Origin of the sequence: Pseudomonas sp. CP4, assembly GCF_047758505.1 — a bacterium.
Lineage (GTDB): Bacteria > Pseudomonadota > Gammaproteobacteria > Pseudomonadales > Pseudomonadaceae > Aquipseudomonas > Aquipseudomonas fluorescens_AO.
Genome location: NZ_CP180489.1, coordinates 4775045 through 4788900 on the forward strand (window position 1 = coordinate 4775045; position 13856 = coordinate 4788900).

The following is a 13856-nucleotide window of genomic DNA, read 5'->3' on the forward strand; positions in this document are numbered from 1 at the left end:
TGTTGGAATTACAAGATTATTCGCATAAAAATAGAAAACAAGCCTTTTTAGTGGCAATATTTTGTTTTATCTACAACGAGTGACCTGAATCAACTGGTCCGAATGGTCAAAAAAGCCGTCTGTCATTCCAACAACAACGGCGTTTGATCAGCATAGACAATCAGGTCGCCACATCCGTTAGCCTGGAGTTCTACACATGCATCCCCGCGTTCTTGAGGTCACCGAACGGCTTATTGCCCGCAGCCGCGCCACGCGTCAGGCTTACCTTGCATTGATTCGCGGCGCCGCCACCGACGGCCCGATGCGCGGCAAGCTGCAATGCGCCAACTTCGCCCACGGCGTGGCCGGTTGCGGCACTGAAGACAAGCACAGCCTGCGGATGATGAACTCGGCAAACATCGCCATTGTGTCTTCGTATAACGACATGCTTTCGGCGCACCAGCCGTACGAAGTTTTCCCGCAACAGATCAAGAATGCCCTGCGCGAAATCGGCTCGGTCGGCCAGTTCGCCGGCGGCACTCCGGCCATGTGCGATGGCGTGACCCAGGGCGAGCCGGGCATGGAGCTCAGCCTGCCGAGCCGCGAAGTGATCGCCATGTCCACCGCCGTGGCGCTGTCGCACAACATGTTTGACGGCGCGCTGATGCTCGGCATCTGCGACAAGATCGTCCCGGGCCTGATGATGGGCTCCTTGCGCTTCGGTCATCTGCCAACGATCTTCGTCCCGGGCGGGCCGATGGTTTCGGGGATTTCCAACAAGGAAAAAGCCGACGTCCGCCAGAAGTACGCCGAAGGCAAGGCCACCCGCGAAGAGCTGCTGGAATCGGAGATGAAGTCCTACCACAGCCCAGGCACCTGCACGTTCTACGGCACCGCCAACACCAACCAGTTGCTGATGGAAGTCATGGGCCTGCACCTCCCGGGCGCGTCCTTCGTCAACCCGAACACACCGTTGCGTGACGCGCTGACCCGTGAAGCCGCGCATCAGGTCACGCGCCTGACCAAGCAGAACGGCAATTTCATGCCGATCGGCGAAATCGTCGACGAGAAGGCGCTGGTCAACTCCATCGTTGCCCTGCACGCCACTGGCGGTTCGACCAACCACACCCTGCACATGCCGGCCATCGCCATGGCCGCAGGCATCCAACTGACCTGGCAGGACATGGCCGACCTCTCCGAAGTCGTGCCGACCCTGAGCCACGTTTACCCGAACGGTAAAGCCGACATCAACCACTTCCAGGCCGCGGGCGGCATGTCGTTCCTGATCCGCGAACTGCTTGGCGCCGGCCTGCTGCACGAAGACGTCAACACCGTGCTCGGCCACGGCCTGAGCCAGTACACCAAAGAGCCGTTCCTCGATAACGGCGAGCTGGTCTGGCGCGAAGGGCCGACCGACAGCCTCGACGAAAACATCTTACGTCCGGTGTCCCGTGCGTTCTCGCAAGAGGGCGGCTTGCGGGTGATGGAAGGCAATCTCGGTCGCGGGGTGATGAAGGTTTCCGCCGTTGCGCTGGAGAACCAGATCGTCGAAGCACCGGCGATGGTCTTCCAGGATCAGCAGGACCTGGCGGACGCATTCAAGGCCGGTCTGCTGGAGAAGGATTTTGTCGCGGTGATGCGCTTCCAGGGCCCGCGTTCCAACGGCATGCCCGAGCTGCACAAGATGACGCCGTTCCTCGGCGTATTGCAGGATCGCGGCTTCAAAGTCGCGCTGGTGACCGACGGGCGCATGTCCGGCGCGTCGGGGAAAATCCCCGCAGCGATTCACGTCAGCCCGGAAGCTTATGTCGGTGGCGCTTTGGCGCGCGTGCAAGAGGGCGATATCATCCGCGTCGATGGCGTCAAAGGCACCTTGGAACTGAAGGTCGACGCCGCCGAATTTGCAGCGCGCGAACCTGCCAAGGGCCTGTTGGGCAACAACATTGGCAGCGGACGCGAGCTGTTTGGCTTCATGCGCATGGCCTTCAGCTCGGCGGAGCAGGGCGCCAGCGCCTTCACTTCTGCCCTGGAGACGCTTAATTGAAACTGGCTTTGGTCGGTGACATCGGAGGCACCAACGCGCGATTCGCGTTGTGGCAAAACCAGCAACTGCAATCGGTTCAGGTGCTGGCCACGGCCGACTTTGCCAGCCCGGAAAAGGCGATCGGCCTGTACCTGAGCGGGCTCGGCCTGGCACCGGGTTCGATCGGCTCGGTGTGCCTGTCGGTGGCAGGTCCGGTAAGCGGCGATGAATTCAAGTTCACCAACAATCACTGGCGGCTCAGCCGCAGCGCGTTCTGCAAGACCTTGCAGGTCGAGCAGTTGTTGCTGACCAATGATTTCTCGGCGATGGCGCTGGGCATGACCCGTTTGCAGCCGGACGAATTCCGCGTGGTCTGCGAAGGCACGCCGGAGCCGTTGCGCCCGGCGGTGGTGATCGGCCCGGGCACTGGCCTCGGTGTTGGCACTTTGCTCGATCTCGGCGAAGGGCGCTTTGCCGCGTTGCCGGGCGAGGGCGGCCACGTCGACCTGCCGCTGAGCAGCCCGCGGGAAACGCAGCTGTGGCAGCACATCTACAACGAGATCGGCCATGTCAGCGCCGAAACTGCGTTGAGTGGCGGCGGCCTGCCGCGCCTTTACCGGGCAATCTGCGCGGTGGATGGTCATGAGCCGAAGCTTGAGACGCCGGAAGCGATCACCGCCGCCGGCCTTGCCGGTGATCCGATTGCTTTGGAAGTGCTCGAGCAATTCTGCTGCTGGCTCGGTCGCGTCGCCGGCAACAACGTGCTCACCACCGGCGCGCGCGGCGGCGTGTTTATCGTTGGCGGGGTGATTCCTCGGTTCGCCGATTTCTTCCTCGAAAGCGGCTTTGCCCGCTGCTTCGCCGACAAGGGTTGCATGAGCGATTACTTCAAAGGCATCCCGGTCTGGCTGGTCACGGCGCCGTATTCCGGCCTTGTCGGCGCTGGCGTGGCCCTGGATCAAGCACTACCTGCATAGAGATCGTTCCCACGCTCCGCGTGGGAATGCAGCCCGTGACGCTCCGAGTCACTGGACGCGGAGCGTCCCTTGAGGCATTCCCACGCGGAGCGTGGGAACGATCGACAACAAAATTCGAGGCTTCATCAGGCATAATCCGCCCCAACTCCAACAACAAGGATGCCTTCGAAGTGAGCTCAGTCAACAAGTCGATATTGTTGGTCGATGACGACCAGGAAATACGCGAGTTGCTGGAAACCTACCTGACCCGCGCCGGGTTTCAGGTGCGGGCCACCGCCGATGGTGCCGGTTTTCGTCAGGCCCTCAACGAGGCGCCGAGCGATCTGGTGATCCTCGATGTCATGCTGCCCGACGAAGACGGTTTCAGCCTGTGCCGCTGGGTGCGCCAGCATCCGCGTCAGGCGCAGGTGCCGATCATCATGCTGACCGCCAGTTCCGACGAAGCCGACCGGGTGATCGGTCTGGAGCTTGGCGCCGATGACTATCTCGGCAAGCCGTTCAGCCCGCGCGAACTGCAAGCGCGGATCAAGGCCCTGCTGCGCCGGGCACAGTTCGCCCACGAACGCAGCGGCAGTGAAGTGTTGGCTTTCGACGACTGGCGCCTGGACACGGTCAGTCATCGGCTGTTCCACACCGACGGCGAGGAAGTGATTCTTTCCGGCGCCGATTTTGCTTTGCTGAAACTGTTCCTCGACCACCCGCAGCAAATCCTCGACCGCGACACCATCGGCAACGCCACCCGTGGCCGCGATCTGATGCCGCTCGATCGCATCGTCGACATGGCCGTCAGCCGTTTGCGCCAACGCCTGCGCGACACCGAGAAACCGCCACGGCTGATCCGCACCGTGCGCGGCAGCGGTTATCAGTTGGCAGCCAATGTGGTTGCCGGCAATGCTCACTGAGACGCTGCGCAAGTTCGCCAGCCGCGTGCCGGTGCCGCGCTCACTGCTCGGGCGAATGTTGCTGCTGACCCTGCTGGCGGTGCTGTTCGCGCAGACGCTGTCGAGCGTGATCTGGGTCTCGCAACTGCGCGCCACCCAGCTCGAAGGCCTGGTCACCAGTGCCCGCAGCCTGGCGCATTCGATGACCGCCAGCGTCAGCTATTTCCGTTCCTTGCCGGTGGCCTATCGGCCGCTGGTGCTCGATCAATTGCGCAGCATGGGCGGTACCCGATTTGTCGTGACGCTCAATGACAAGCCGCTGGGCATGGACGTGCTGCCGGTGACGCCGCGCAAGGCTGCGGTGATGCAAGCAGTGGACGAAGTGCTGCGCCAGTCCCTCGGTCATGACACGGACATTTCGGTGACCTTCGTCAGCCCCGAAGACCTGCGGATTTTCAACGCCGGGCTGAAACTTGATGAGCTGCCGCGCTCCTGGGCGCATTACGCGCTGACCCTGGAGCCGGTGAATCCGCCGGTGCTGGTCACGCAAATTCAGATGGCGCCGGGCGAGTGGCTGTACATCGCCTCGTTGCTGCCCGAGCCCTACACCAGTCTCGAAGAGCAAGGCCTGCCAGCGCAGCAGGTGTGGTTTATCGTCCTCACCAGCGGCTTTCTGTTGTTGTTCATCGGCCTGCTGGTGCACTGGCAGAGCCGGCCGCTCAAGCGCCTGGCGCGGGCGGCGCGGGATCTGTCGCTGGGCGCCGACGTCGAGCCGGTGGCGGAGGGTGGTGGCAGTGAAGTGGTCGAAGTCGGCCGCGCGTTCAACACCATGCGCGAACGCATCAGCCGCTATCTGACCGAACGCAGCCAGTTGTTCAGCGCGATTTCCCACGACCTGCGCACGCCGATCACGCGCCTGCGCTTGCGCGTCGAACTGCTCGAAGATGAACAGCTGCAAGCCAAGTTCGGCCGCGATCTGGATGAGCTGGAGCTGCTGGTCAAAGGCGCGCTGCAATGCGTCAAGGACACCGACATCCACGAGAACATCGAGCCGGTGGATCTCAATCATGTGCTCGATTGTCTGGTCGAGCCTTACCTGGCGCCGAACGGCAATGGCCGCGTCACTCAACATGGCCGCGCGCTGTCGGCGTACCCGGGCAAACCGCTGGCGCTCAAGCGCTGCATCGGCAACCTGATCGACAACGCCTTGAAATACGGGCAGAACGCGCATCTGCACATCGATGACGATGACAGCGCGTTTGTTCTGCACGTCGACGATGAAGGGCCGGGCGTACCGCAGCAGCGGTTGGAGCAAGTGTTCGAACCGCACTTCCGTTTGGCGGGGCAACAGCAGGGCTACGGACTGGGTCTGGGCATTGCGCGCAATATTGCCCACAGCCATGGCGGCGAGGTGACGCTGCAGAATCTGCGTGAGGGCGGGTTGCGGGTGACGTTGCAGTTGCCGCGCAGTGTTGATTAGTCAGACCGCGTTATCGTTCTTCGCGAGCAGGTCGAATCGTCGCACCGTCGCTCCCACAGTGACTGCATTCCACCTGCAGAAACATAGTTGAATGTGGGAGCGAGCCTGCTCGCGAAGCCGCATCAATCCAAATGTCACAGGCCCGTGACAAACCCCGTCCCCTTCGTTACAAGCCCGCCCCGGCCCGTTGTTTAGACTGCCCGCAGTCCTAACAACAAAAAAGGGTCACGCGATGGACACCTTTCACCCAGACTTCAGCAGTTGGCTGAACGCTCCTGCCCACCAGCAATGGCTCGCTGCCGAAGGCCTGCGTCTGCTGGATTTCGCCAAGGCGGCGAAGTTGCCCGAAGGTTTCGGCAACCTTGACGAGCGCGGCCGTTTGCCGGCGCACGCGCAAGCCGAAACCATGAACACCGCGCGCATGACCCACAGCTTCGCCATGGCCCACATTCAGGGCCTGCCGGGGTTTGCCGAACTGGTCGACCACGGTATCGCCGCGTTGCGCGGGCCATTGCGTGATGCGTTACACGGCGGCTGGTTTGCAGTTGCCGAACACCGCGACGACAACACCGGCAAGAACGCCTACCTGCACGCCTTCGTCGCGCTGGCCGCCAGCTCTGCCGTAGTCGCGCAACGGCCCGGTGCCCAGGCTTTGCTCGATGACGCGATCGACATCATCGACACTTATTTCTGGAGCGAAGAAGAGGGCGCCATGCGCGAATTCTTCAATCGCGACTGGAGCGAAGAGGAAGCCTATCGCGGCGCCAACAGCAACATGCACGCGACCGAAGCGTTCCTTGCGCTGGCTGATGTCACTGAAGACCCGCGCTGGCTGGTGCGCGCCCAGCGCATCGTCGAGCGAGTGATTCATGGTCACGCTGCGGCCAACGATTACATGGTCATCGAACACTTCGATCGCGACTGGCAACCGCTGCGCGAATACAACCACGACAACCCCGCTGACGGTTTCCGTCCTTACGGCACCACGCCGGGCCACGGTTTCGAATGGGCGCGCTTGCTCCTGCACCTTGAGGCCGCACGGGTGCAAGCCGGCATGCTCACGCCCGGCTGGCTGGCCGTGGATGCGCAAAAACTCTTCGAAAACAATTGCCGCCACGGATGGGATGTCGATGGCGCGCCGGGCATCGTCTACACCCTCGACTGGAATAACCAAGCCGTGGTTCGCCATCGCCTGCACTGGACGCATGCCGAAGCCAGCGCCGCCGCCAGCGCTTTGCTCAAGCGCACCGGCGACGCGCAATACGAAACCTGGTACCGACTGTTCTGGGAATTCTGCGAGACGAATTTCATCGACCGCTGCAACGGCAGCTGGCATCACGAACTCAATCCGCAGAATGTGCCGAGTGCCGATATCTGGCCGGGCAAGCCCGATCTGTATCACGCCTGGCAGGCTGTGCTGATTCCACGATTACCGCTGGCGCCAAGCATGGCCACGGCTTTGGCGCAGTTGTCGCGGCCTGTTCCTGTGTAACCATGTCGTGACATTTACGCGTCCCTTCGTTACCTGCGAAGCGAAACGCTCTGTTTAAACTCCGTGCAGCGCAAGCACCAGACTTGCAATGCATAACAACAAGAAAGGTACATTTCGAATGAATGCGATTTCTCGCCTCGCTACTGTCATTTCTGTCGCCTCCCTGTTCCCGCTCGCAATCCTGCCGCTCAGTGTCTCCGCTGCCGACTCCAAAGGTTCGGTCGAAGTCGTGCACTGGTGGACTTCCGGTGGCGAAAAAGCCGCTGTTGATGTGCTCAAGGCCCAAGTCGAAAAAGACGGTTTCACCTGGAAAGACGGCGCTGTCGCCGGGGGTGGCGGTGCGACTGCCATGACCGTACTGAAGAGCCGCGCCGTTGCCGGCAACCCGCCTGGCGTCGCGCAGATCAAAGGCCCGGACATCCAGGAATGGGCATCGACCGGTCTGCTCGACACCGACGTTTTGAAAGATGTCGCCAAGTCGGAAAAATGGGACAGCCTGCTCGACAAGAAAGTCTCCGACACCGTGAAGTACGACGGTGATTACGTGGCCGTGCCGGTGAACATTCACCGTGTGAACTGGCTGTGGATCAACCCGGAAGTCTTCAAGAAAGCCGGCATCACCAAGAATCCAACCACCCTCGAAGAGTTCTACGCCGCCGGCGACAAGCTGAAAGCCGCGGGCTTCATTCCGCTGGCCCACGGCGGTCAGCCTTGGCAGGACAGCACCGTGTTCGAAGCGGTGGTGCTCTCGGTCATGGGCGTGGACGGCTACAAGAAAGCCCTGGTCGACCTCGACAACAAAGCGCTGACCGGCCCGGAAATGGTCAAGGCGCTCACTGAGCTGAAGAAAGTCGCGACCTACATGGACGCGGACGGCAAAGGCCAGGACTGGAACCTCGAAGCGGCCAAGGTCATCAACGGCAAGGCCGGCATGCAGATCATGGGTGACTGGGCCAAGTCCGAATGGACCGCCGCCAAGAAAGTCGCCGGCAAGGATTACGAGTGCGTAGCGTTCCCGGGCACCGACAAGGCGTTCACCTACAACATCGACTCGCTGGCCGTGTTCAAGCAGAAGGACGCCGGCACGGCGGCCGGTCAGCAGGACATCGCCAAAGTCGTGCTGGGTGAGAACTTCCAGAAAGTCTTCAGCATCAACAAAGGCTCGATCCCGGTGCGCAACGACATGTTGAACAACATGGACAAGCTCGGCTTCGACTCCTGCGCACAGACCGCTGCCAAGGACTTCCTCGCGGACGCCAAGTCCGGCGGCCTGCAACCAAGCATGGCGCACAACATGGCGACCACGCTGGCCGTGCAAGGCGCGTTCTTTGACGTAGTCACCAACTACATCAACGACCCGAAAGCCGACCCGGCCGATGCGGCGAAGAAACTCGGCGCGGCGGTTCAGTCGGCCAAATAGGCGCCTTGACGGCGAGCTGCAAGCTTCAAGCTTCAAGCTGCAAGTTAAAGGCTTGCGCGCTGCTGGTCTTGTAGCTTGCAGCTTGCAGCTGTTCTTCTCTTTCTTTTCTGGATTTGCTCATGAGTTCTGTTGCTGTGTTCAGCAAGGCCTCGCCGTTCGATGCATTGCAACGCTGGCTGCCAAAACTGGTGCTGGCGCCGAGCATGTTCATCGTGCTGGTGGGCTTCTATGGCTACATCCTGTGGACGTTCATTCTGTCGTTCACCACCTCGACCTTCCTGCCCAACTACAAGTGGGCCGGCCTGGCGCAATACGCGCGGTTGTTCGACAACGATCGCTGGTGGGTGGCGAGCAAGAACCTCGCCGTGTTCGGCGGTATGTTCATCGGCATCACCCTGGTGATCGGCGTGTTGCTGGCGGTATTCCTCGACCAGCGCATCCGTCGCGAAGGCTTCATCCGCACCATTTATCTGTACCCGATGGCGCTCTCGATGATCGTCACCGGTACCGCGTGGAAATGGCTGCTCAACCCGGGCATGGGCCTGGACAAATTGTTGCGTGACTGGGGCTGGGAAGGCTTCCGTCTGGACTGGCTGATCGACCCCGATCGCGTGGTGTACTGCCTGGTGATCGCCGCTGTGTGGCAAGCCTCGGGCTTCATCATGGCGATGTTCCTCGCCGGCCTGCGTGGCGTCGATCAATCGATCATCCGCGCGGCGCAGATCGACGGCGCGAGCATGCCGCGCATCTACTGGAAAGTCGTGCTGCCAAGCCTGCGTCCGGTGTTCTTCAGTGCGGTGATGATCCTGGCGCACATCGCGATCAAGAGCTTCGACCTCGTTGCGGCAATGACCGCCGGCGGCCCGGGTTATTCCTCCGACCTGCCAGCGATGTTCATGTATTCCTTCACCTTCAGTCGCGGCCAGATGGGCATGGGCTCGGCCAGTGCGATTCTGATGCTCGGTGCGATCCTCGCGATCATCGTGCCTTACCTGTACTCCGAGCTGAGGACCAAGCGTAATGACTAGTCTCGCTGCCAAACCCGCCATCAGCTTGAGCCGCATCGCGATCTACGCGGTGCTGATCCTCGCGGTGTTCCTCTATCTGGTGCCGCTGGTGGTCATGTTGCTGACCAGCTTCAAGACCCCGGAAGACATCAGCACCGGCAACCTGTTGAGCTGGCCGACCGTGGTCAGCGGCATCGGCTGGGTCAAGGCCTGGGCCACGGTTGACGGCTACTTCTGGAACTCGATCAAAATCACCGTACCGGCGGTAATCATCTCCACCGCCATCGGTGCATTGAACGGTTATGTGCTGTCGATGTGGCGCTTCCGTGGTTCGCAGTTGTTCTTCGGTCTGCTGCTGTTCGGCTGCTTCCTGCCGTTCCAGACCGTGCTGCTGCCGGCCTCGTTCACCCTCGGCAAGATGGGCCTGGCAAGCACCACCACCGGCCTGGTGTTCGTGCACGTGGTCTACGGTCTGGCGTTCACCACGCTGTTCTTCCGCAACTACTATGTGAGCATTCCCGATGCGCTGGTCAAGGCTGCGCGTCTGGATGGCGCGGGGTTCTTCACGATTTTCCGCCGCATCATTCTGCCGATGTCGACGCCGATCATCATGGTCTGCCTGATCTGGCAGTTCACCCAGATCTGGAACGACTTTCTCTTCGGGGTGGTGTTCTCCAGCGGTGATTCGCAACCGATCACCGTGGCGCTCAATAACCTGGTCAACACCAGCACCGGCGCCAAGGAATACAACGTGGATATGGCAGCGGCGATGATCGCCGGCCTGCCGACCCTGCTGGTCTATGTGGTCGCAGGCAAGTATTTCGTGCGCGGGCTGACGGCCGGCGCGGTCAAGGGGTAATCATGGCTACGCTTGAACTTCGCAACGTAAACAAGACCTACGGGGCCGGCCTGCCGGACACCCTGAAGAACATCGAACTGTCGATCAAGGACGGTGAATTCCTGATCCTTGTCGGCCCGTCGGGCTGCGGTAAATCGACCTTGATGAACTGCATCGCCGGGCTGGAAACCATCACCGGCGGCGCGATCATGATCGGTGACCAGGACGTCAGCGGCATGAGCCCCAAGGATCGCGACATTGCCATGGTGTTCCAGTCCTACGCGCTGTATCCGACCATGAGCGTGCGCGAGAACATCGAGTTCGGCCTGAAGATCCGCAAGATGCCGCAGGCAGCGATCGACGAAGAAGTCGCCCGCGTGGCCAAGCTGTTGCAGATCGAACACCTGCTCAATCGCAAGCCGGGCCAGCTCTCCGGTGGTCAGCAACAGCGCGTGGCGATGGGCCGTGCTCTGGCGCGGCGGCCGAAGATCTACCTGTTCGACGAACCGCTGTCCAACCTCGACGCCAAGCTGCGCGTCGAGATGCGCACCGAAATGAAACTGATGCACCAGCGCCTGAAAACCACCACGGTCTACGTGACCCACGACCAGATCGAAGCGATGACCCTGGGCGATAAAGTCGCGGTGATGAAGGACGGCATCATTCAGCAGTTCGGTACGCCGAAAGACATCTATAACGATCCGGCGAACCTGTTCGTGGCGAGCTTCATCGGTTCGCCGCCGATGAACTTCATCCCCCTGCGTTTGCAGCGCAAGGACGGTCGTCTGCTGGCGCTGCTCGACAGCGGCCAGGCGCGTTGTGAATTGCCGATGAGCATGCAGGACGCCGGGCTTGAAGACCGCGAAGTGATCCTCGGCCTGCGCCCGGAGCAGATCTGTCTGGCGAACGGCGAGGGCAATGGTCTGCCGAGCATCCGCGCTGAAGTGCAGGTCACGGAACCGACCGGCCCGGACACGCTGGTATTCGTCAACCTGAATGACACCAAGGTCTGCTGCCGACTGGCGCCGGACGTGGCACCGCAGGTGGGCGAAAGCCTGACGCTGCAGTTCGATCCGTCGAAAGTGTTGTTGTTTGATGCCAACACCGGTGAGCGCCTCGGCACTGCCGGCCAACCGCAGACCGATGCGCGGTCTGCGAACGTCGCCCAGTTCAAGGGGCGCTGAGGAACAAATGTGGGAGCGAGCTTTTGTGGCGAGGGGATTTATCCCCGTTGGGTCGCGCAGCGGCCCCATAAAAGCGGGGTCTGCTACGCAGCCCATCGGGGATAAATCCCCTCGCCACAGGGTTCACTCCTATAAGGAGCACGCGGTGTCCGGCCTGTCGAGCACTGCACTTTATGTAAACCGCGTTAGATAAAAACAGTTAATAACAATAAAGACGAGGATGTAGGGATGAAAAAGAAACACGTCAATGCCCGGTTGATCTGCCAGGTTTCTGCGGCAGCTGCACTGGTGCTGGCCGGTAATGCGATGGCGGCGGATGCGTTCAGCTCCGACTCCAAGTGGATGACCGGCGACTGGGGCGGCGAGCGCACCAAGCTGATTGAGCAGGGTATCGACATCAAGGCCGACTACGTTGGCGAGATGGGCGCCAACCTGCACGGTGGTTATGACGACGACAAGACCGGCCGCTACAGCGACCAGTTTGGCCTCGGCGTGGCCCTCGATCTGCAGAAACTGTGGGGCTGGGACAACACGCAAGCGAAGATCCAGCTGACCAACCGTAACGGCTACAACATCTCCAACGACCGCGTTGGTGATCCACGTGCCGGCACCCTCAGCTCCTCGCAGGAAGTCTACGGCCGTGGCCATATGGTGCGTTTGACCCAGTTGTGGATCCAGCACCAGTTCTTCGACAACAAGCTCGACGTCAAGGCCGGTTATTTCGGCGAAGGCGAAGACTTCAACACCTTCCCGTGCGATTTCCAGAACCTCGCGTTCTGCGGTTCGCAAGTGGGTAACTGGGCAACCAACATCTGGTACAACTGGCCAGTCAGCCAGGCCGCGATCCGCGTGAAGTACAACATCAACGACGAGCTCTACGCGCAGATCGGTGCGTACAACCAGAACCCGTCGCAGCTGGAACACGGCAACGGCTTCAAGCTCAGCGGCAGTGGCACCAAGGGTACTGTTCTGCCGGTTGAATTGGTCTGGTCGCCGAAGGTCAACAGCCTGCCGGGCGAATACCGCGTCGGTTACTACAAGAGCACGGCCGATGCCGACGACGTTCGCGAAGACGTCAACGGTTTCGACGCGGCGACCACCGGTGACGCCTACAAATCGCACAACAGCAAAAGCGGTTACTGGTTCGTCGCGCAGCAGCAACTCACCAGCCACAACGGTGATGCGACTCGCGGTCTGAACATCGCCGCCAACGCGACCTTCCACGACAAGGACACCAACTTCATCGACAACTACCAGTCGGTGATGTTTGTCTACAAAGGCCCGTTCGATGCCCGTCCGAAAGATGACATCGGTATTGGCGCAGCGCGTATCCACGTCAACAAGGACGTCAAGCGCAACGCTGAACTGCTGAACGCCTCCAACGGTGTTTCCGACTACGACAACGCCGCGTTCTCGCCGATTCGTGAGACCGAATACAACTACGAACTCAACTACGGCTTCCACGTCACCAACTGGCTGACCGTGCGTCCCAACCTGCAATACATCACCCATCCGGGCGGTGTGGATGAAGTCGATAACGCTTTGGTCGCTGGCCTGAAAATTCAGTCAACGTTCTGACGCGTCTGCGATAAGCTCCTCTCTATGTGCGCATATTTGCGGACAGCCCAGGCTGTCCGCTTTTTTTTGGAGGGTCTGCGCACCCCATGAAAGTTGAATTCGGAATCGTGGCCAATGCATGAGCATCCGCTGCAACGCTTCTTCAAATCCCTGCGCGAGCGACCGGTGTTCGCCTGGGAGCGCTATCAGATGCGCGACGTGTTGGTGATCGATCATCCGCTGTGTCAGGCGGTCTTCAGTCGCCAGGGTGCGCAGTTGCTGCACTTTCAACCGCGTGGGCAGAAACCGTGGTTGTGGTGCGCAGCGAAGTGGCCGCATGTCGGCGCGATTCGTGGTGGCGTGCCGGTGTGCTGGCCTTGGTATGGCCGTCATCCAAGCGAAAATGCGTGGCCGTCGCACGGTTGGGCGCGATTGCTCGACTGGAAGTTGCTCGACAGCAGCAGCGCCGAAGACGGCGTGCGCCTGCACTGGCAATTGCAGCTGTGCGATTGGCAGGTCGACCTGCACGCGCATTTGGGCGAACGCATGGAATTACGCCTGAGTACCGAGCATCAAGACGACATGCCGTGCCAGTTGAGCCAGGCTTTGCACGCTTACTGGCGTATTGGCGATGTCGGCGAGATAGCGCTGTCTGGCCTCGAAGGTGCGCAGGGTTATGATCAGTTGAATCGTCAGGTTTGCCAGCAGGAAGGCGAGTTGCGCGTCGATGGTGGTTGTCAGCGAGTGTTCCAGCATGACGGCGAATTGCAGCTCAAGGATCACGCTTGGCAACGCGAGTTGTGCATCGATACTGGTGACAGCGGCGACACCGTCGTCTGGCATCCCGGCGCGCGGCCGTTGCTGGGGGTGAGCTGGGACGAGATTTCCGAATTTGTCTGCGTGGAAGCGGCGGCGGGTGGCACCGACAGTCTGCACCTGGCGCCGGGGGAGAAGGCGCATTTGAGTTTGCAGGCGTGGGCGGCGGCTTGATCGTTCCCACGCTCTGCGTGGGAACGAT

Annotated in this window: 11 protein-coding genes; all 11 read left to right on the forward strand. The window is 61.0% G+C overall.

The genetic code is table 11. The features are described 5' to 3' along the window. Window positions 1–196: 196 nt before the first annotated feature. The 11 genes from edd (at window position 197) to ACMYUN_RS21505 (ending at window position 13828) form a co-directional block, all read left to right on the forward strand. Window positions 197–2023: a phosphogluconate dehydratase gene (edd, locus tag ACMYUN_RS21455; RefSeq protein ID WP_016773527.1), complete on the forward strand. Its 1827-nt coding sequence runs from the start codon at window positions 197–199 to the stop codon at window positions 2021–2023. Beyond that, window positions 2020–2979, forward strand: a complete 960-nt coding sequence (locus ACMYUN_RS21460; RefSeq protein WP_415761711.1) for a glucokinase — start codon at window positions 2020–2022, stop codon at window positions 2977–2979. Before edd ends, ACMYUN_RS21460 begins: the two co-directional genes overlap by 4 nt. Before the next feature lie 170 nt (window positions 2980–3149). Then, the gene (locus ACMYUN_RS21465) at window positions 3150–3881 is read left to right on the forward strand and encodes a response regulator (RefSeq protein ID WP_039758123.1); all 732 of its coding nucleotides are present in this window, start codon (window positions 3150–3152) and stop codon (window positions 3879–3881) included. Beyond that, the gene (locus ACMYUN_RS21470) at window positions 3871–5340 is read left to right on the forward strand and encodes an ATP-binding protein (RefSeq protein ID WP_415761712.1); all 1470 of its coding nucleotides are present in this window, start codon (window positions 3871–3873) and stop codon (window positions 5338–5340) included. Before ACMYUN_RS21465 ends, ACMYUN_RS21470 begins: the two co-directional genes overlap by 11 nt. A 232-nt stretch (window positions 5341–5572) precedes the next feature. Beyond that, complete coding sequence (locus ACMYUN_RS21475; RefSeq protein WP_415761713.1) at window positions 5573–6832, forward strand: AGE family epimerase/isomerase; 1260 nt, start codon at window positions 5573–5575, stop codon at window positions 6830–6832. 118 nt (window positions 6833–6950) lie between these two features. Then, window positions 6951–8252, forward strand: coding sequence for an ABC transporter substrate-binding protein (locus tag ACMYUN_RS21480; RefSeq protein ID WP_024014061.1), 1302 nt, complete (start codon window positions 6951–6953; stop codon window positions 8250–8252). Between the two features lie 119 nt (window positions 8253–8371). Then, window positions 8372–9280: a carbohydrate ABC transporter permease gene (locus ACMYUN_RS21485; protein WP_042607263.1), complete on the forward strand. Its 909-nt coding sequence runs from the start codon at window positions 8372–8374 to the stop codon at window positions 9278–9280. After that, window positions 9273–10118 (forward strand): carbohydrate ABC transporter permease, encoded by an 846-nt coding sequence (locus tag ACMYUN_RS21490; RefSeq protein WP_039758116.1) that lies wholly within the window; start codon window positions 9273–9275, stop codon window positions 10116–10118. Before ACMYUN_RS21485 ends, ACMYUN_RS21490 begins: the two co-directional genes overlap by 8 nt. A gap of 2 nt (window positions 10119–10120) precedes the next feature. Continuing rightward, window positions 10121–11281, forward strand: a complete 1161-nt coding sequence (locus ACMYUN_RS21495) for an ABC transporter ATP-binding protein (protein WP_400555936.1) — start codon at window positions 10121–10123, stop codon at window positions 11279–11281. 228 nt (window positions 11282–11509) lie between these two features. Beyond that, a complete protein-coding gene (locus ACMYUN_RS21500; RefSeq protein ID WP_039758111.1) occupies window positions 11510–12859 on the forward strand; it encodes a carbohydrate porin in 1350 nt (449 codons plus the stop codon). 114 nt (window positions 12860–12973) lie between these two features. Continuing rightward, window positions 12974–13828: a D-hexose-6-phosphate mutarotase gene (locus ACMYUN_RS21505; RefSeq protein WP_039758108.1), complete on the forward strand. Its 855-nt coding sequence runs from the start codon at window positions 12974–12976 to the stop codon at window positions 13826–13828. Window positions 13829–13856: the final 28 nt, after the last annotated feature.